At 73.2% G+C, this 17,129-nt stretch carries 15 protein-coding genes and 1 pseudogene; 7 read left to right on the top strand and 9 right to left on the bottom strand.

The features are described from left to right. Nucleotides 1–2 precede the first annotated feature (2 nt). From AC1Z4A_RS30005 to AC1Z4A_RS29990, 4 genes and pseudogenes are all read right to left on the bottom strand, one after another. Entirely contained in the window at nt 3–944 is a 942-nt protein-coding gene (locus tag AC1Z4A_RS30005) for a TIGR04222 domain-containing membrane protein (protein WP_483683016.1), read from the bottom strand. Then, a pseudogene (locus AC1Z4A_RS30000) lies at nt 941–2,210 on the bottom strand (multinuclear nonheme iron-dependent oxidase). The gene AC1Z4A_RS30005 and the pseudogene AC1Z4A_RS30000 overlap by 4 nt, the downstream one beginning before the upstream one ends. A gap of 191 nt (nt 2,211–2,401) precedes the next feature. Further along, nucleotides 2,402–3,418, bottom strand: a complete 1,017-nt coding sequence (locus AC1Z4A_RS29995; RefSeq protein WP_483683015.1) for an isopenicillin N synthase family dioxygenase — start codon at nt 3,416–3,418, stop codon at nt 2,402–2,404. A gap of 346 nt (nt 3,419–3,764) precedes the next feature. Beyond that, nucleotides 3,765–4,079, bottom strand: coding sequence for a putative quinol monooxygenase (locus AC1Z4A_RS29990; RefSeq protein WP_483683014.1), 315 nt, complete (start codon nt 4,077–4,079; stop codon nt 3,765–3,767). Between the two features lie 343 nt (nt 4,080–4,422). On the opposite strand from AC1Z4A_RS29990, the gene AC1Z4A_RS29985 reads away from it, so the two are divergent. The 5 genes from AC1Z4A_RS29985 (at nt 4,423) to AC1Z4A_RS29965 (ending at nt 8,517) form a co-directional block, all read left to right on the top strand. Further along, the gene (locus AC1Z4A_RS29985; RefSeq protein ID WP_483683013.1) at nt 4,423–4,818 is read left to right on the top strand and encodes a rodlin; all 396 of its coding nucleotides are present in this window, start codon (nt 4,423–4,425) and stop codon (nt 4,816–4,818) included. A gap of 313 nt (nt 4,819–5,131) precedes the next feature. Next, nucleotides 5,132–5,875, top strand: a complete 744-nt coding sequence (locus AC1Z4A_RS29980) for a DedA family protein (RefSeq protein WP_483683012.1) — start codon at nt 5,132–5,134, stop codon at nt 5,873–5,875. Further along, nucleotides 5,872–6,501, top strand: a complete 630-nt coding sequence (locus tag AC1Z4A_RS29975) for a phosphatase PAP2 family protein (protein ID WP_483683010.1) — start codon at nt 5,872–5,874, stop codon at nt 6,499–6,501. Before AC1Z4A_RS29980 ends, AC1Z4A_RS29975 begins: the two co-directional genes overlap by 4 nt. Continuing rightward, nucleotides 6,498–7,169 (top strand): phosphatase PAP2 family protein, encoded by a 672-nt coding sequence (locus tag AC1Z4A_RS29970; RefSeq protein WP_483683009.1) that lies wholly within the window; start codon nt 6,498–6,500, stop codon nt 7,167–7,169. Before AC1Z4A_RS29975 ends, AC1Z4A_RS29970 begins: the two co-directional genes overlap by 4 nt. Before the next feature lie 55 nt (nt 7,170–7,224). Further along, nucleotides 7,225–8,517, top strand: coding sequence for an exo-beta-N-acetylmuramidase NamZ family protein (locus tag AC1Z4A_RS29965; RefSeq protein WP_483683008.1), 1,293 nt, complete (start codon nt 7,225–7,227; stop codon nt 8,515–8,517). 7 nt (nt 8,518–8,524) lie between these two features. Here AC1Z4A_RS29965 and AC1Z4A_RS29960 read toward each other — a convergent pair whose 3' ends face one another. From AC1Z4A_RS29960 to AC1Z4A_RS29950, 3 genes are all read right to left on the bottom strand, one after another. Beyond that, a complete protein-coding gene (locus AC1Z4A_RS29960; protein ID WP_483683007.1) occupies nt 8,525–9,514 on the bottom strand; it encodes a polysaccharide deacetylase family protein in 990 nt (329 codons plus the stop codon). Between the two features lie 195 nt (nt 9,515–9,709). Next, nucleotides 9,710–10,786, bottom strand: coding sequence for a YncE family protein (locus tag AC1Z4A_RS29955; RefSeq protein ID WP_483683006.1), 1,077 nt, complete (start codon nt 10,784–10,786; stop codon nt 9,710–9,712). A gap of 140 nt (nt 10,787–10,926) precedes the next feature. After that, the gene (locus AC1Z4A_RS29950) at nt 10,927–11,682 is read right to left on the bottom strand and encodes an SDR family oxidoreductase (protein WP_483683005.1); all 756 of its coding nucleotides are present in this window, start codon (nt 11,680–11,682) and stop codon (nt 10,927–10,929) included. 143 nt (nt 11,683–11,825) lie between these two features. Here AC1Z4A_RS29950 and fhuB point away from each other — a divergent pair, with 143 nt between their 5' ends. Both fhuB and fes read left to right on the top strand, forming a co-directional pair. Beyond that, nucleotides 11,826–14,072 (top strand): Fe(3+)-hydroxamate ABC transporter permease FhuB, encoded by a 2,247-nt coding sequence (gene fhuB / locus AC1Z4A_RS29945; RefSeq protein ID WP_483683004.1) that lies wholly within the window; start codon nt 11,826–11,828, stop codon nt 14,070–14,072. Between the two features lie 228 nt (nt 14,073–14,300). Beyond that, complete coding sequence (gene fes / locus AC1Z4A_RS29940) at nt 14,301–15,536, top strand: enterochelin esterase (protein ID WP_483683003.1); 1,236 nt, start codon at nt 14,301–14,303, stop codon at nt 15,534–15,536. On the opposite strand, the gene AC1Z4A_RS29935 is transcribed toward fes, so the two are convergent. Both AC1Z4A_RS29935 and AC1Z4A_RS29930 read right to left on the bottom strand, forming a co-directional pair. Then, nucleotides 15,513–16,931, bottom strand: coding sequence for a DHA2 family efflux MFS transporter permease subunit (locus tag AC1Z4A_RS29935; protein ID WP_483683002.1), 1,419 nt, complete (start codon nt 16,929–16,931; stop codon nt 15,513–15,515). The genes fes and AC1Z4A_RS29935 overlap by 24 nt on opposite strands. Further along, complete coding sequence (locus tag AC1Z4A_RS29930) at nt 16,928–17,128, bottom strand: MbtH family protein (protein ID WP_483683001.1); 201 nt, start codon at nt 17,126–17,128, stop codon at nt 16,928–16,930. The genes AC1Z4A_RS29935 and AC1Z4A_RS29930 overlap by 4 nt, the downstream gene beginning before the upstream one ends. Nucleotide 17,129 lies beyond the last annotated feature (1 nt).

Here is a 17,129-nt window from a genome sequence, read left to right as displayed (position 1 = left end):
GGTCAGGAGGAACAGCTGCTGCCACCGCCGCAGGACGAGGACGAGCAGCTGCCCGACGAGCAGCTGGAGGAGGAACAGCTCGAGGAGGAGCAGCTCGACGAGTCGGAGGAGCTGCCGCACGAGGAGCAGCCGCTCGTGCCCGCGTACGTGGAACTGCTGCTGCGGCGGCGGGCGGTCCGGGAGGTGCCGCCGGACCGGGCGGCCTTCCGCAGCTGCTCCCGCAGTACGCCCTCCGGCAGGTCGCCGGTCCCGCGCACGGCGACGACGCCCGCGAGGCCCTCGGGGTGGCTCTCCGGGACGCCCGTGCTCCAGGGGCCTTCGCGGCGGAGCGACCGCGCCAGCGCCTCGCCCGCCGGGGTGGGCTGGAGCCGCTGGAAGTCGGGATGGCACGCCACACGCAGGACGACTCCGGCAACGGCGAGCACGAGCAGGAGGAACGACGCCCAGTGGAAGCCGTGCAGGACCAGCAGCACGACACCGATCACGAAGGTCGCCAGCACGCCTGCCACCTGGAACCCGGCGGCGACGCGCCACCGGGTCTTGGCCCCCTGGGACATGAGCAGACCGCGCTCGGTCAGCGCGCGTTCCACCGCGTCCACGGCCGAGTCGAACTGCAGCGACGTGCGCATTCTGCGCAGCGAGGTGGTCCAGTCGGCACCGCAGCGCCCCAGCAGGGCGCGTTCGACGGGGTTGTGGGAGACGGCCCTCTCGACCTTGATCTTGCCCGCGGCGTTCACCTCGATCCGCCCGTCGTCGTGCATCTTGGTGATCACCGTGTCCACCAGACGGCCCCGGCCGCCCCGCAGGTAGGCGATCTCCAGCAGCCCGGGTTCGCCGGCCGCTGTGCGGGGTGTGCCGAGGGCCCGTGCCCGGCGGCGGGCCAGGACGAGCAGGGCCGAGGGGACGAGCAGGGCGAGTATCGCCACGATGATGGCAGCGATCATGGTCGATTGCCTTTCGTGCGGCGCGTGAGGCGCCCGGATCGGAGGGCAGGCACCAGGCGGGCCAGCGGCCCCGGGGCGGTGGTCTGCCGGGTGTGCCAGTCGGCGAGGGGCCGCCGTACTGCGTCGGCCAGGGCATCGCCGTCCAGCAGGTGCCCGGCGAAGTCGAGGGCGTCGCGGCGGTGGCCGTCGCGCAGGGGGCGGTGCCGCGCGTACGCGGCGAACAGCTCGCGGAAGTCCTCGCCCAGGATGTGCGGCAGCTCCGGCGCCACCTTGGCGACGATCTGGGTGCGCTTGGCGATCAGCGCCCTGCGCTGCACCTGAAGCCGGGCCCGGTCGAAGCCGGGGGGATCCGGGGTGCCCGCGACGAGCGCGGAGAGCAGGGCGTGCTGCGCGAGCGCGAGCCGCTGCCGGGCGGCGTCGGTGTCGCGCTCAGGCATGGACCGCCCCCTCGGCCACGGCGCGGACGGCCGCGAGTTCGGCCGCCAGCTCGCCCGCCGCGGGGAAGTGGTCGTCCCGTTCGAGGAGCACGCCGGGCGGGGCGGTGCGGGCGCACAGCTCGGCGAGGACGTCGAGCACGGGCCCGGTCACCGGGTGGGCATGGCTGTCGTGCCAGAGCCCGTCCCGCTCGAAGCCGCCGGCCACATGGACGTAGGCGAGCGCTTCGAGCGGCAGCTCGTCGAGGGCGGTGACCGGGTCCTCGCCGCGGTTGACGTGGTTCGTGTGCAGGTTGGCGACGTCGACGAGGAGGCGCACCCCGGTCCGTTCGACCAGCTCGGTGAGGAAGCGGCCCTCGCTCAGCTCCTCGTCCGGCCAGCTCCAGAAGGCGGCGATGTTCTCCAGGGCGAGCGGCACGGGCAGCATGTCCTGGGCGATGCGCACGTTCGCGCACAGCACGTCGAGGGCGTCCCGGGTGCGCGGCACCGGGAGCAGGTGCCCGGCCTCGATGCGCGGGAAGGGGACCAGCGGGCCCCCGGAGCGTACGAAGGCGATGTGCTCGGAGACCAGGGGTGCGCCGAGGGCTTCGGCCGTCCCGGCGAGGGCGGCGAGCCGGGCGAGGTCGGGCCGGTCGGCGCCGCCGAGGCCGAGGGAGACGCCGTGCGGGACCACAGTGGTGCCGCGCTCGCGCAGCCGCCGGAGCCCGTCGGGCAGCCGGCCCGGGCAGACGTTCTCCGCCACGACCTCCACCCAGTCGACGCCGGGCAGGTCCTCGATGTCCGCGGCGATCTCGGGCCGCCAGCCCACGCCCGTGCCCAGCACCACACTCATGATCACGCCCCCCGTGCTTCCCCCGTGGCGCTCCGGCGCCCATGCGAGGGTGATTCCCGCCCCCAACCATATAAATCCTTGGTCAGCGGTTGGAAAAGCCTTGGTGTGATCTTCTCATCAGTGGCGTGGGCGCCCGGCCCGGCCGGCCCCGGTGGCGGGGCCGGTGCCGGGGCCGGTGCCGGGGCACGGGCTCAGCCTGCGGAGGTGCCGGCCTCCAGCAGCTCCGCGTGGTGGCGGCGGGCGACGCCCGGGTGGGCGCGGAGCCAGCCCTTGATCTCGTTCCGCCCGTACTCCGCGAACAGCGGGTTGGCCGCGTCCTGGGTGACGCCGGGGGCGTGGTGGGCGTGCGGGAAGGGGACGGGCTCGATGCGGGCGTCGAGCCGCGGGTTGTAGAAGAACGGCACCGAGTAGCGCTCACGGGTGCCGGGCGGGCTGACCACCCGGTGGTTGGTGGCCTTGAGGTAGCCGTCGGTGGCGACCTCCAGCAGTTCACCCAGGTTGATCACGAACGCCCCGGGCAGCGGCGGCACGTCGATGAACTCCCCGTCGGGCCCCTCGACCTGGAGGCCGCCGACCTCGTCCTGGAGCAGCAGGGTCAGGAAGCCGTAGTCCTTGTGCGCGCCCACGCCCTGGCCGGCGCCGTCGGGGGCGCTGCCGGGGTAGCGGACGAGCTTGAGGTGCAGGTGGGGGCGGTCGGCGAAGGCCTTGTCGTAGAAGTCCTCGGGGGCGCCGATCGCGGCGAGCAGCTCGTGCAGCAGCCGGCCGGCCACCTCGCTGAGCCGGTCGATCCAGTGCAGCGCGGTGGTGCGCAGCTCGGGGAGGGCGTCGGGCCACTGGTTGGGGCCCTCCAGCCACCAGTAGCCGGGCTCGCCGGGGGCGGGCACGCGGGGGGTGCGCTCGGCGCCGATGTCCAGCTGGTCCCGCCAGTCCTGGCTGCCGCCCGTGCGCTCGTCGCCTATGCGGGTGTAGCCGCGGAAATGGGGGGAGTTGAGGTTGCTGATGGCGAGGCGGTCCGCCTCGGGGAGGGCGAAGAAGGCGCGCATCGCGCGCGTCAGGTCCTCGGTCTCGGCAGGGGTGATGCCGTGCCCGGTCAGGTGGAAGAAGCCCACGTCACGGGCGGCGGTGTGCAGCGCCTCGTGGAAGCGGGCGCGGGCCTCGGGCCCGGCGGAGGCGGCGGAGAGGTCGAGGACGGGAAGCTCGTTCGTCATGAGAGGTCCACAGCATGAGGGACCGGCGATCGTCCGGCGGTGGCCGGACGGCCCGCGGGACCGCGGCAGGGTATGCGCGGGCAGCGGGGGCCGGAAAGCGGCTAAGGGTGAGAAGTAAGAAAAAGAAGAGAGAACGCGGACGCGAGGCCCTTGAGAAGAGGGCTGCAGGGGTCCGGTAAATCAGCCGGAGCGGCGACAGGACATGCTGGTGACGCGGACGAAGTCCACGTGGCGGCGCTTGACGAGCATGTTCACACTCCAGAGGGTATACGCCTCCGGCAGTGATCACGCCTCCCCGGCGGGGTGGCACGCGTCACATGCTGTTAACACTCGGGTGCGCCGGCGCTCATCCGCGCCGTTTGTCGACCACCAGCGTGCGCTCGTAGTGCTTCATTTCCTCGATGTCGTCGGCGTACGGGCCGATCTCCGCGAGAAAGGGCGGGAAGTGCGGCCCACGCCGGAACCCCTGCTCGTGATCGTCGACCGAGGTCCACTCGATGCGCAGGACGTAGTGCTCCGGCTCCTCCACGCCGCGCGACAGCTCGTAGCCGAGGCACTGCGGGGCCGCGTACAGGTGCGTGACCGCGGCAGCGTACGCCTTCTCGAAGGCGGTGCGGCGCTCGGGGTCGGCAATGCGGTAGCGGACGTATTCGACGGTCACGGAAGACCCTCCTCCCATCGGCCCGGTGAACTCCGGTGCGCTGCGGCGCACTCCGGCGCACGCACCCGGGGGGCCGCTCAAAAGCCCGCCCGGAGGCAACGTGTGGGGGCGCTGTCCGAGCGGGCCGACGGCCGAGATTCCCGCCGCGCAGCGCACGCTACCAGCCGGACCGCTCCGCGCCGGGCAGCGTCGCCGCCACCGCTGCGGCCAAAAGGAGTTGGCGGCACGACCCGCGAAATGGCTCGCTGGAGCGAATGAGTGAAAGTCCGGAACTTCTTATTTCGCCCGGAGTTACTCAGGTCGCTTCCCGGTGGGAATCATCGATCGATCGAAAGGCATAGACGTGCTCAAGAAGGTACTCGCCACGGCCGCGGTAACCGCCTCCGCTGTCGGCGCCGTCGCCTCCCCCGCGATGGCCATCGGCAACGACCAGGATGTGGCCAACGCCAATGGTGCGAAGACCGGCTACGGCAACACCAAGACCGGGGGCGAGCAAAGCCCGCAGATGAGCCTGATCCAGGGCACGCTCAACAAGCCCTGCATTGCGATCGGCAAGGTCAACCTCCAGTCGGTCATCGCTCTGATCAACATCGGTGTCCAGGACGTGCCGATCCTCACCTCCCAGCAGCAGCAGCAGTGCACGGACAACTCGACGATCAACGACGGCGACGACCCGCTGTCGCACCTCATCGACGAGATCCCGATCATCTCGGGGAACGGCTCGGCCAACGGCGGCTGACGCAGTCCGCACGGAATTCCCTCTGCTCCGGGTGTACGGGCCCCGGGGCAGGGGGGTTCCTTTTTTTGCGCCCGTCCGCCGCCCGTCAACTCCCGCTGCAATTCCGGATCATCAGCTCGCACGACGATTGCGCTGCACCGAATTCACCCTTCCGGCACCGCGGTTGCTCCCACAGGGTGCGGCCGGGCGGCGGCAGGCGGGCGGTCCGGGTCTCGGCGAGTGCGGTACCGCGTGCCCGCGGGACCCCTACAGTCGCGTTGACCGTCTACTGGAGTGCAGACGGTGGGGCCGTCCGGCGGCCCCGCCCTCGACCATGGGAGGCCTCGCACCCGTGCTCGTACCACCCCCCACCCCGCTCGCCGTCAACGTCCTGGACGCGTCGTCCCTGCTCTCGGCCTTCGGCGCGCTCGGCATCGCGGTCGTCCTGTTCGCCGAGACCGGTCTGCTCATCGGCTTCTTCCTGCCCGGCGACTCGCTGCTGTTCACCGCCGGCCTGCTGACCAGGTCCGGCGCGCACCCGGGGCCCCAGCTGGACCTGGCGCAGGTGCTCGCGGCCGCCGTGGCCGGGGCGCTGGCCGGGGCGCAGTGCGGCTTCGTCCTCGGGCGCCGCGGCGGCCGGGCCGTGCTGGTCCGGTCCCGCAGCAAACGCCTGCACGAGGGCGCGACCCGGGCCGAGGAGCTGCTGGACCGGTACGGTCACGGCCGGGCGATCGTCCTCGCGCGCTTCGTGCCGGTGGTCCGGACTGTGCTCAACCCCCTGGCCGGGGCCCTGGGGGTCCCGGCGCGCGCCTTCACGGTGTGGCAGGTGGCCGGGGGGCTGCTGTGGACGGCCGGCCTGGTGCTGGCCGGGCATGCGCTGGGCTCCGTGGTCCCGGACGTGGACCGCTATCTGCTGCCGGTCGTCGGCGCCGTCGTCCTGCTCTCCCTGCTGCCCCTGGCCGTGGAGCTGGCGCGGGCCCGCCGCCGGACGGCCGCCGGGGCACCCGTAGTCTCCCGGGGTGCGGATACGGACGGGGACCTGGATCCGGATCTGGACGCGGACGGAGGACAGCGATGACGGGCATACATCCGGCGCCCCGCCCCACCTTCGACGGCTCGGGCATCGACGGCGGCCTCTACACGGCCATCACCCGGGACGCGGAGCGCGCCTCGTGGCTGCTCAACGACACGGTGGCCACGTGGTCCACGTTCGGCCTCGCCCTGTTCGCCGCGCTGATGCTCACCGGCTGGTGGTGGGCCCGGCGCTCGGACTCCCCCATGATGGCGCGGGCCCTGGCCACGCCGCTGGTGGTGGCGGTGGTGTACGGGGTGGACGTGGGACTGGGGTTCCTGGTGCGTGAGGAGCCGCCCTGCCGGTCCATTCCCCGCAGTTTCACGCTGGAGTCCTGCCCGTCCGCGCGCGACTGGTCCTTCCCCAGCAGCCATGCCGTGATCGCGTTCGCCGCCGCGGCGGCGCTGTGGCTCGTCGACCGCCGCCTCGGCGCGGTGGCGGCGCTGGCCGCGTTCGCCATGGCCGCCTCCAGGGTCTGGATCGGTGTGCACTATCCGCACGACGTGCTGGCCGGCGCGCTGGTCGGCGTCGCGCTCGCCGTTCCCCTGACCGTGGCCGCCACCCATGCCGCGCCCTGGGTGGAGCGCGCCCGCCGGGGCCGGCTGCGACCGATCCTGCTGGCCGCCGCGTGACGGGCCGGCGGCCCGCGGCCCGGGCGGCAGCGGTGTTCGCCCCGGCGGCAGCGGCGCTGTGCGTGCTGACGGCGCTGGTGGTCACCGCCCACGGGGTGCCGCTCCGGGTGGACACGGCACTGCACCGGGCAGTTCTGGAGCACCGCACCGGCACGGTCGACACCCTGGCCGAGGTGCTGACTTCCACCGGCACCGGTGTGGTGCCCTACGCGATCGCGGTGGCGGCGGGCCTGCTCGGCTGCCGGCCGGGGATCCCGGCGCGGCGCAGGCTGCCCGTGGTCCTGGCAGCGGTGGCCGTGCTGGCAGTGGGTCAGCTGGTCCGCATCGGTCTGCGGACCGCCGTGGACCGGCCCCGGCCGCCGGCTGCCGACTGGGTCACGGCGGCCCATGGGGCGGCCTTCCCCTCGGGGCACGCCACCACGAGCGCGCTGGCCGCCGGGTTGCTGGCGTGGGCGGTGCTGCGGGCCGCACCGCACCGCGCGGGCCGGGCGGCCGCCGCCTGTTGCGCCCTGTGGGCGGCAGGGGTCGCGGGCACCCGGGTCTACCTGGGCGTGCACTGGCCCTCGGACGTCGCCGGGGGCTGGCTGCTGGCCGCGTGCTGGCTCGCGCTCACGCTGCTGGCGCTGAGCCGCCTCGCGGAGCGGCGCACCGGGGCCGCGCGGGCGTGACGGGCTTCGGTGCGGCTCACGGCCCCCGGCCCAAGATGCTCTATTTTGCGGAGGTATGACGCTTTCCAGAAGGGCAGTGCTCGCCGGGGGCGCCGCGGGTGCGGTGGGGGTCGCGGCCCCGGCGGCCGCGACGCCCGCGTCCGCCGTCTCCCCCGGCGCGGAGTGTCACGCCTCCCCCGCCGGGACCGTGCGCGTGCGCACCGGCTTCGAGCGGCTCGCGGCCGACGGCTACCGGCTGCTGGACGGGCAGCGGGTCGGGGTCGTCACCAATCAGAGCGGCATCACCTCCGATGCGCGCGGGATCGTCGACGTCATGCACGCCGACCCCCGCGTGCGTCTGACCGCCGTCTTCGGCGGCGAGCACGGCTACCGGGGCACGCCCCAGGCCGGGCTCTCCGAGGGCGACTCCACCGACCCGGCCACCGGGCTCCCGGTGTACGACACCTACCGCAAGAGCGGCCGGCCCCTCGCCGATCTGTTCACCAGGGCGGGGATCGACACGCTCGTCTACGACAGCCAGGACGCGGGCGCCCGCTTCTACACCTGCATCTGGACGCTCTACGACTGCATGGTGGCCGCCGCCCTGGCGGGGAAGCGCTTCGTGGTGCTGGACCGGCCGAACCCGGTCTCCGGGCGGGATGCGTACGGGCCCGTCCTGGACCGTGCGTACGCCACGTTCATCGGGCGGGCGCCCATCGCCCAGGCGCACGGGATGACCGTCGCCGAACTGGCCCTGCTCTACAACGGCGAGTTCGTGCCGGCCGTGGCGGGCCGCCCGGTGGAGCTGGCCGTCGTGACGATGTCGGGCTGGCGGCGCAGGGACTTCTTCGACGCCACGGGGCTGCCCTGGGTGCCGCCCAGCCCCAACATGGCCACGCCCGACACCGCGCTGGTCTACTCCGGCACCGGCCTCTTCGAGGGCACCGTCATGTCGGAGGGACGGGGCACGGTGCGGCCGTTCGAGATGCTCGGCGCCGAGGGGCTCGACGGCCGGTGGGCCCGGGCCGCGAACGCCGCCGGACTGCCGGGGGCGCACTTCCGGGAGGCCTACTACGTGCCCACCTTCGGCCCGCTCCAGGGCAGAACGGTGGGCGGCCTGCACATTCACGTCCACGACCGCGCCGCGTACGACCCCGTCCGCACGGGCGTGGCGCTGCTCATCGCCGCCAAGCGGACCTGGAGCGGCTTCGCGTGGCGCCCGGACCGCTTCGTCGACAAGCTCTCGGGCTCGTCCCGGCTCCGGACGATGATCGACGCGGGTGCGGACGCCGAGGCGGTGGCCGGCTCCTGGCACGAGGAGCTGGCGGCGTTCCGGGCGGTCCGGCGGAAGTACCTGCGCTACCGCTGAGGCGCGGTCAGCACTCCAGCGGGTTCGATGCCTGGTCGGTGACCGGACCGGTGTTGCGGCACACCTGGTAGCCCTGGGCCTGGAGGTCGGTGATGATGCCGCTCAGGGCCTCCGGGAAGTGACTGAACAGGTGTCCGAGGATGACGCCGTTGTGCTTCTCCTCGGGGGTGGCGTCCCGCACGATCGCCCGGATGTCCTCCGCGCTGCGCAGGCTGCCCTCGACCTTCTCCCAGTCGTGGGTGTCGATCGTCCAGTTGCAGATCCGCATGCCCGACTCGTCGGCGATCTCCCGCTCGCGCTCCCCGGCGTCGCCGTACGGCGGGCGCAGCAGATTGCCGGCCAGGCCGTTGTGGATCTCGTCCTTGGCCTCCTGGTCGGTGAGGCCGGGCAGGTCCCGGTGGGAGAAGGTGTGGTTGCCCACCCAGTGGCCCTGCTGGCGCAGCGTGGAGACGATCTGCGGGTACTGGGACGCGTACTGGTTGATGAGGAAGAAGGCCGCCCGGACGCCCTGCGACTGGAGCTGCGCGCCGATGCGCACGGAGCGCTCCGGGTCGTTGTAGGGCCAGTCGTCCAGCGTGAGCAGCACCCGCCCGGAGGTGTTGCCGCACCGTTCGCGGTCGTAGACGCCCTCCTCCTGGGGGGCGCGCGGGGTGGTCGGGAGCGTGCCGCCGTCGTGCGGCACGCCGTCGACGGTGCCGTGCCCCCCGGCCTTCCCGGCCGGTCCGGCCACCCGGTGGTCCGCCGGCTTCGCCCGGCACTCGGCGGCCTTGCCGTTCGCCCGCCCGGGGGTCCGCGCGCCCGCCTTCGCGGGCCCGCACTCCGCCGCGTCGTCGTCCACCGCGGCCGCCACGAACGCCGAGCAGGCCAGCAGCACGGAGGCGGTCAGCGCGGCCTTCAGCCGCGACACCCGGCGGCGGCGCCGGTGGCGGCCGCGGCCGGGCCGGAGGACTTCACGGTATCCGGCTGCACGGTATCCGGCTGCGCGGTATCCGGACATGGACGGCTCCTCACGGGGTCGCGGACCGCCGGTGGCGGTCCGTCACCCCACCCCGGCGACGACGCCGGTTCGATGATCTTGACATCCACCCTCGGGGCAGGTGTCCGCTCTCGCAACCGCGCGCCGTCCCGGGATTCGCCCGGCCGGGTGGTATAAGCGGCCGGGCGCGCGGGCCCCGACGGGCCTGTCGGCCCGTCAGCCCTGGGCGGCGGGTATGTACGCCAGTCCGTGGGCACCGTCATCGCCCACGCGGTCGACATGCAGGGTGTCGAGCACGCTCATCCGTACGAGGTCGACGACGGTCACCGTGGCGGACATGACGTTGGAGACGTAGCCCACCTTGCCGTCCGGCGAAGAGGTGATGGTGAGCGGGAACCGCCCGACCTCGACCTGCCCGACGGGCTCGAGGGTCCCCGGCGCGAAGACCGTCAGCACGCCGTTGGTCTGGGCGCCCAGCGCCCCGCCCTCCCCCTCGGCCATCCGCAGCTCGCCGGCGAGGACCGCCCCGGTGACCGTGGTGTGCACGGGGAAGACCACGCCCTCGGTGGGCAGGGTCCGCACGACCTCGTTCGTGGCCACCTCGATCACGCGGATTCCGGTCTGCACGGCGGGCATGGCGGAGAAGTCCCCCTTGGGGGCGGCGACGTAGACGTACTTGCCGTCGGGCGAGACGTCCAGCCCCTCGCTGCCGGGCACCGTCACCCGCCCGGCGAACTCGTCGCGCTCGAGGTCGAGGACGGACACGAAGCCCGCCTCCTTGTTGGTGGAGTAGCCCCACCGCCCGTCCGGGGTGGTCGCGAACCAGTGCGGCCCGTCGGCCATGACGGGGATCCGGCCGATCCGCTCCCGGGTCCTGGCGTCGTAGACGATCACCCCGCCGGGTGCGGTGTCGGTGGCCTCCACGCTGACGTACAGCCGGGCGCGGGCGCGGTCCAGGGCGAGTCCGTGCGGGGCGTGGTCCGGGGCCGTGTCGAGGACGTCGACGATGCGGCGGGTGTCCGCGTCGATGACGGTGACCTGCCGGGCCCGCCCCTGGTTCGCGTGGTAGTAGCCGGAGACGTAGCTGCTGGTGCAGTACAGCAGTCGGCGGTCGGGGTCGAAGCACAACTCGTGGGGCTCGGCGGGGACTTCGAGGACGTCGAGCCGCTCGTGGGTGAGGGCGTCGAAGAAGGTGACGGTCGGGCCGCTCTGGCTCACGACAGCGAGGACGTCACCGGCCGCGACGGCGGGGCGGGCAGGGGCATTCGCTTCGGTGGAGTACGTGGAATCCATGCCCCGAATCCTGGGCTCCCCCTGCCCGGGGACTCCAGTGCAACGTGGTCAAGGCAGGTGTTCCGCCCGTGCATTCGCCCTGGTGAGGACGGGATCGGCGGGGCGGCTCCGTGACCCGGGTCACGGCGGTGAGCGCGGTGTCAGCGGGTGGTGTAGCCCCCGTTGACGAAGAGGGTCTGCCCGTTGAGCCACCAGCCGTCCGTGAGCAGGAACTTCACATAGGGCACGATGTCCTCGATCTTGGTCAGCTCTCCGTTCATCGAGGACGACTTGTGGAACGCGATCGAGTCGTCGGTCTCGGCCGGATAGAAGAACGAGGTGTCCATCGGTCCCGGCGCAATGTTGTTGACCGAGATGTTGCGGCCGAAAAGCTCCTTGGACAGGGCCCGGGTGAAGTGCTCGACGGGCGACTTGCTGCCCGCGTAGACGGAGTACAGACCGGTGTACGCGGCGAGCAGCGAGGTCACGATGGTGACGATCCTGCCACCGTCCTCCAGCCGCTTGGCCGCCTCCTGCATCATGAAGTAGGCCGCCTTGGAGTTGACGGCGAACATCCGGTCGTACTCTTCCTCGGTGACCTCGGTCATCGGCTTCTTGACGACCATGCCGGCCGTGTTCACCATGCAGTCCACCTTGTCGAAGGCCCCGACCGCGACCTCGAAGAGCCCCTCCACCTCGGAGACCTTGGTCAGGTCGGCCTCGTGGACGACCGCCTCGCCGCCCGCCGCCTTGACGGCCTCGGCGGTCTGCTGCGCCCCTTCCTTCGAGGAGGGGCTGTTGTAGTGGACGACGACCTTGGCACCGTCCGCGGCGACCTCCTTCGCGATGAGGCTGCCGAGGTTCCGCGAGGCGCCGCCGATGACGACGACCTTGTCCTTGAGGCTGTGGCTGGGCATGCGTCTCTCCCCGGAATGGGTTGAATACGGAGATTGCCGGGACTGCTGAAACACGGCCACTTTATTGCGGTGTGACCTGAAGCGCATGACAAAGGCCCGGCGCCCGTTCCGGGCCGCCAATATCATTAGGCTAGCCTTACCTTATGACTGTGTCGCACGTGGACCCCGAGGCGGAAGCCCTCGCCGACGAGGCACCGCCGGCCCCCTCCCGAGGACGCCGGCCCCTTCTCATCGCCTCCGCCTCACTGCTGCTCGCGGTCCTCGTGCTCGCCGCCCTCTCCCTCTGCATCGGAGCGGGCGAGGTCGGGCCCGGCGACGTCCTGGACTACCTCCTCGGGCGCAACGGCGCACGCGACAGCAGCCGGCTGTCCCTGGTCGTGGGCGACCTGCGGCTGCCCCGAACGCTCACGGCGCTGCTCGTCGGGGCCGCCCTCGGCACCTCCGGCAGCCTCCTCCAGGCCGTCACCCGCAACCCGCTCGCCGAGACGGGCCTGCTGGGCGTCAATGCGGGCGCCTCGCTCGGCGTCGTCGTCGGCATCGCCTTCCTCGGCGTGTCGAGCGGCTACGGCCACCTCCTGTGGGCCTTCGGCGGCGCCATTGCCGCCAGCGGCCTCGTGCTGCTCATGGCGGGCCGCCGGGGCGGTGGTTCGCCGATGCGGCTGGTGCTCGCCGGATCGGCGCTGGGCGCCACGTTCGGCGGCGTCACCAGCGTCATCATCGTCAACTCCGCCGAGACCTACGACCGCTTCCGGTTCTGGGTGCTCGGCTCGCTCGCCGGGGTCGAGGGCTATGCCAAGCTGACCGGTCTGCTGCCGGTCCTGGCCGTGGGCTTCCTCGTGGCGCTGCTGGTCGCCCGGCCGCTGTCCGCGCTCGCGCTCGGCGACGACCTCGCCCGCGGGCTGGGCCACCGCCCGTCCACCGTCCGGGTGGTCGTGGCGGTCTCGGTCACCCTGCTCACCGCGTCGTCCGTGGCGCTGGTCGGCCCGATCTCCTTCCTCGGCCTGCTCGCGGGCTTCCTCGCCCGCGCCGTGGCCGGTCCCCGGCTCACCGCGCAGATCGTCCTCGCCGGGCTCATCGGCGCCGGGGTGCTGACCGGTGCCGACGTCCTGGCGCGGGTGGTCTCCCGGCCGTTCGAGGCGCCGGTCTCGGTCATCATCGCCCTCATCGGCGCCCCCGTCCTCATCGGCATCGTCCGTTCCAAGCGGCTGGGCGCGATGGGCATGACCGACCCGGCCACCGAGGAACAGACCGGGCCGGCCCGGCGGTTCGTGCCCCGGCTGCCCCGGCTGCCCTGGCTCCCGCTGCGGCCGGCCGGGCGCGCGGGGCGCGAGGAGTGCGGGAAGCCCGGGGCTCCCGAGAGCCCCGTCGACAGCCTGGTGCTGCGGCGCGGCGCCGTCTCCCTGCTGCTGCCGCGCAGAGCCGCGCTGTCGGCGCTGGCCCTGGCCGCGCTGCTGCTGTGCGCCGTCGTCTGGTCCGCGTACGCCGGCCAGAGCACCATGAGCCTCACCCGCACCTTCAACGCCGTCTTCGGCTCCGGCGACCGCTTCGACGTGCTGCTGGTGCAGAAGTTCCGGCTGGGCCGGATCGTCGCCGGGCTGACCGCCGGAGCGGCCCTCGGCCTGGCCGGCTGCCTCACCCAGACGCTGGCCCGCAACCGCCTCGCCACCCCCGAACTGCTCGGAGTCAACGACGGCGCCACCGCGGCAGTCCTGCTGTCCACCACCCTCACCGGCACCTTCGGCGCCTGGTGGGCGGGACCGGTCGGCGCGCTCGTGGCCGTCCTCGTCGTCACCACGGTCTCCGGCGGGCTCGGGCAGCGCGGCTACCGGGTCCTCGTCGTGGGCCTTGCCATGTCGGCGCTCGCCTCGGCCATCACCCAGGTCGTGCTCTCCCGCCGCTCCCTCAGCTCGGCCGGCTCGCTGTACGTGTGGACGACGGGCAGCCTCAACGGGCGCGGCTATTCCGTGGCCGTTCCCGTGCTCGTCGGCCTGGCCGTGCTGGTGCCGCTCGCGCTGGTCGTGGCCCGGCAGCTCAATGTGCTGCGCTTCGACGACGCCACGGCGTCCTCGCTGGGCGTCGCCCCGGGGCGGGTGCGGATGGTGTGCCTGCTGCTCGCGGTGGGGCTCGCGGGCCTCGCCGTCGGCATCTGCGGTCCGGTGGGCTTCGTGGCCCTGGCCTCGCCGGTCATCGCGGGGCGGCTGGCGGGGCCGCTGCGGGTGCCGGTGCTGGGGTCGATGCTCACGGGGGCCGTGCTTGTCGTCCTGGCGGACACGGTGGGGCGGATCGTCTTCGACGGGGTCGAGGTGCCGGTGGGTGTCGTGACGACGGTGCTCGGGGGGCCGTTCCTGCTGTGGGTGCTGCTGGGGCGGTCGGCGGCGACGCGGGTGTAGGGCCTCCGGCGGGTTTTCCCCACCCCGCCCCTTCCCGTAACCGGGGGCTCCGCCCCCGGACCCCCGCTCCTCAAACGCCGGAGGGGCTGGAGTTTCAGCCCGTCCGGCGTTTGAGGACACCGCGCGAAGCGCGGTCCGGGGTCTGGGGCGAAGCCCCAGGAAACGGTGAAAGGGCGGGACCGGGGCACCCCCCTCCCACCCAACGACGTGCCACCGAAAGGAAGTCACATGGAAACGCAGAGTCCGATACTCCGCAATCTGGCCGCCGCAGGCGGCGAGCCCGGCGCCGTCGACGCCTTCTGGAAGCGCGCCGCAGCGCACGGCACTCCCCTCGTCGAGCCCGATCCCGACGGCAACCCCGCCTACCGCCTCGTCACCTTCCTCTGGCGCGACGAACCCGGCGCCCCCGCCACCGACGTCCTCGCCCTCCTCCACACCGTCACCGACAAGGACCGCCACGCCCGCGACCTCGCCCCGCACCTTATGAGCAAGGTCCCGGGCACGGACGTCTGGGCCATCAGCCACCGGCTGCGCGCCGATCACCGGGCCTCGTACCAGTTCTCCGTCCACCGCGGCCCCCGCGAGGAGACGCTGCGCACGGACCGGGAGGCATGGCTGCGCGTGCTGGACACCGCCGTGCCCGACCCGTACGCCGGCGGCCCGCTGCTGCCCTCCCGCGACGGCCGCAACCCCTCCTCCGTGATGGAACTCCCCGACGCACCCGCGCAGGAGTGGGCGCCGCACCTCGGGTCCGTGCCGCGCGGCGCGCGGGTCGCGGCGGAGGTCGACGGGCGGCGCGTGGGCGTCCACCTGCCCGCGGGGCACGCGCCGGACGGCGGCCCGTACGCCGTCGCCGTGCTGCTGGACGGCGAGATGTGGGGGCCGGTGCTGGACTTCGGCTCCGCCATGGACGGTCTGCTCGCCGACGGGCGGATCCCGCCCACGGTCACCCTCATGGTGGAGACCATGGGACGCGACCGGCGCATGGCCGACCTCAGTTGCAGCGAGGAGTTCGTGGGCTGGCTGGCCGACGCGCTGCTGCCGTGGGCGGCGCGGGAGTACGGGGCGTCGGCCGACCCGGCCCGCACGGTCGTGGCGGGGCAGAGCGCGGGCGGCCTGACAGCGGCGTTCGCCGCGTTCCGCCGGCCGGAGCGGTTCGGGAACGCGCTCTCCCAGTCGGGTTCCTTCTGGTGGCCGGACGGGACCGAGTTCGACAGCGGCAGCGAGTGGCTGACCCGGCAGTACGCGACGTGCGAGAAGCTGCCGGTCCGCTTCCATCTGGAGGTGGGCCTGCAGGAGTGGATGCTGCTCCCGCAGAACCGGCACCTGCGCAATGTGCTGGAGGCACGGGGCTACGACGTGACGTACGACGAGTTCAACGGCGGCCACGACTACGCCTGCTGGCGCGGCGGGCTCGCCGTCGGACTCGTCGGACTGCTGTCAGGCCGCGGCCGACCCCTCTGACTCCTGGGCCCTGTCGTCGAAGGGCGGCGGGGCGGGGGCCTCCTTCGGCATCCGCAGCGCGCAGAGCGCGCCGAGGGCCACCAGGCCGGCGGTGGCGAGGATCGCCGACCGGTACGGGCCGGGGGCCTCGTCGTGCGGGCCGGAGCCCAGCGCCGCGATGACCGCCGCCACGGCCGCGATGCCGAGCGCACCGCCCAGCGTGCGCACGATGGTGAACAGCCCCATCGCCTGGCCCATGGCCGGGGGCGGCACGTCCGCGAACCCGGCGATCTGGACGGTGAGCACGGCCGTGCCCAGCACCAGGCCGACGCAGAACATCAGCGCCCGCACCGCCCAGGCGCTCTCCGCCACCCCCGGCACGGCGAGGGCCGCGAAGACGGCCGTGGCCAGGACCAGCGCGGGGACGGCCAGCAGCCGCGGGCCGAGCTTCGGCAGCAGCCGGTCGACCACCTGCGAGGCGAGCATCAAGCCGAGCGCCTCGGGGAAGACGCTCAGGCCCGCGTCCATGGCCGAGGCGCCCAGCGCCGCCTGATAGAGCAGCGGGAAGGCGAAGAGCACACCCATCAGCCCGGCCGAAGTGAGCAGGGCCAGCACGGCGGCGGACCCGAAGACCCGGTCGCCGAGCAGCTTCAGCTCCAGCAGCGGCGTCTCGATCCGCAGCTGGTGGGCGACGGCCGCGGCCAGCAGTCCCAGGCCGAGGAGGCCGGCGACCACGACGGCCGGGTACGTCCAGCCGTGCGCGGGGCCGAAGCCCAGCGCGTAGGTGAGGAGTCCGAGCGCCGGGGTGGCGAGCAGGAAACCCGTGCGGTCGAAGGGCCCGTCGGTGCCCTCCATCTGCTCGCGGACCCCCAGGACGCCGCACAGCACGGCGGCGGCGCCGATCGGCACGTTGACGAAGAACAGCCAGTGCCAGGAGAGGTGTTCGGTGAGGAAGCCGCCGAGCGGCGGGCCGAGGGCGGGCATCAGTGCCGTCGGCACGATGAGCACCTTGGACAGCTTCACGCGCTCGTGCGGCGGGAAGGTGCGGAAGAGCAGGGTCATCCCGACGGGCGTGAGCAGCCCGCCCGCGATGCCCTGCACGCCGCGCGCGAGGACCAGCTCGGTCAGCCCCTGTGCGAGCCCGCAGGCCGCCGAGGCCGCCGTGAACACGGCGAGGGAGCCGAGGAAGACCTTCTTGGTGCCGAAGCGGTCGCCGAGCCAGCCCGCGACGGGCAGGGCGACGGCGAGCGCCACGAGGAAGGCGACCTCGACGGTGTTGGCGGCCGACACCGGTTCGCCGAAGTCCCGGGCGATGGTGAGCAGCGCCGGGTTGACGATGGTCGAGTCGAGCCCGTTCATGCACATCGCCGCCGTGTAGACGATCACGACGGCGATGCGCGGGTTGATCCCCCTCACCGGGCCGCCGGGGTCAGGTCGGTCCAGTGCTCGGTGATCCAGTCGAGGGCCGACTGCCGGGCGCACGGCCCGTGGACGGCGGTCCAGCCGTCGGGCACGGCGGCGAAGCCCGGCCACAGGCTGTGCTGCCCCTCGTCGTTGACGAGGACGAGAAAGTCCCCGTCGCCGTCGAAGGGGTTGGCGGGTGCGTCGCTCATG

Source organism: Streptomyces sp. 17_S59 (genome assembly GCF_056930295.1).
This window is presented reverse-complemented; position numbering and strand designations above follow the sequence as displayed.

Excerpts from the sequence above, each read along its gene's own strand:
- AC1Z4A_RS29995 (WP_483683015.1), bottom strand. The coding sequence starts at position 3,418 with ATGACGAACGAGCTTCCCGTCCTCGACCTCTCCGCCGCCTCCGCCGGG.
- AC1Z4A_RS29960 (WP_483683007.1), bottom strand. The coding sequence starts at position 9,514 with ATGTCCGGATACCGCGCAGCCGGATACCGTGCAGCCGGATACCGTGAA.
- AC1Z4A_RS29930 (WP_483683001.1), bottom strand. The coding sequence starts at position 17,128 with ATGAGCGACGCACCCGCCAACCCCTTCGACGGCGACGGGGACTTTCTC.
- AC1Z4A_RS29955 (WP_483683006.1), bottom strand. The coding sequence starts at position 10,786 with ATGGATTCCACGTACTCCACCGAAGCGAATGCCCCTGCCCGCCCCGCC.
- AC1Z4A_RS29975 (WP_483683010.1), top strand. The coding sequence starts at position 5,872 with ATGACGGGCATACATCCGGCGCCCCGCCCCACCTTCGACGGCTCGGGC.
- fhuB (WP_483683004.1), top strand. The coding sequence starts at position 11,826 with ATGACTGTGTCGCACGTGGACCCCGAGGCGGAAGCCCTCGCCGACGAG.
- AC1Z4A_RS30005 (WP_483683016.1), bottom strand. The coding sequence starts at position 944 with ATGATCGCTGCCATCATCGTGGCGATACTCGCCCTGCTCGTCCCCTCG.
- fes (WP_483683003.1), top strand. The coding sequence starts at position 14,301 with ATGGAAACGCAGAGTCCGATACTCCGCAATCTGGCCGCCGCAGGCGGC.
- AC1Z4A_RS29950 (WP_483683005.1), bottom strand. The coding sequence starts at position 11,682 with ATGCCCAGCCACAGCCTCAAGGACAAGGTCGTCGTCATCGGCGGCGCC.
- AC1Z4A_RS29980 (WP_483683012.1), top strand. The coding sequence starts at position 5,132 with ATGGGAGGCCTCGCACCCGTGCTCGTACCACCCCCCACCCCGCTCGCC.
- AC1Z4A_RS29965 (WP_483683008.1), top strand. The coding sequence starts at position 7,225 with ATGACGCTTTCCAGAAGGGCAGTGCTCGCCGGGGGCGCCGCGGGTGCG.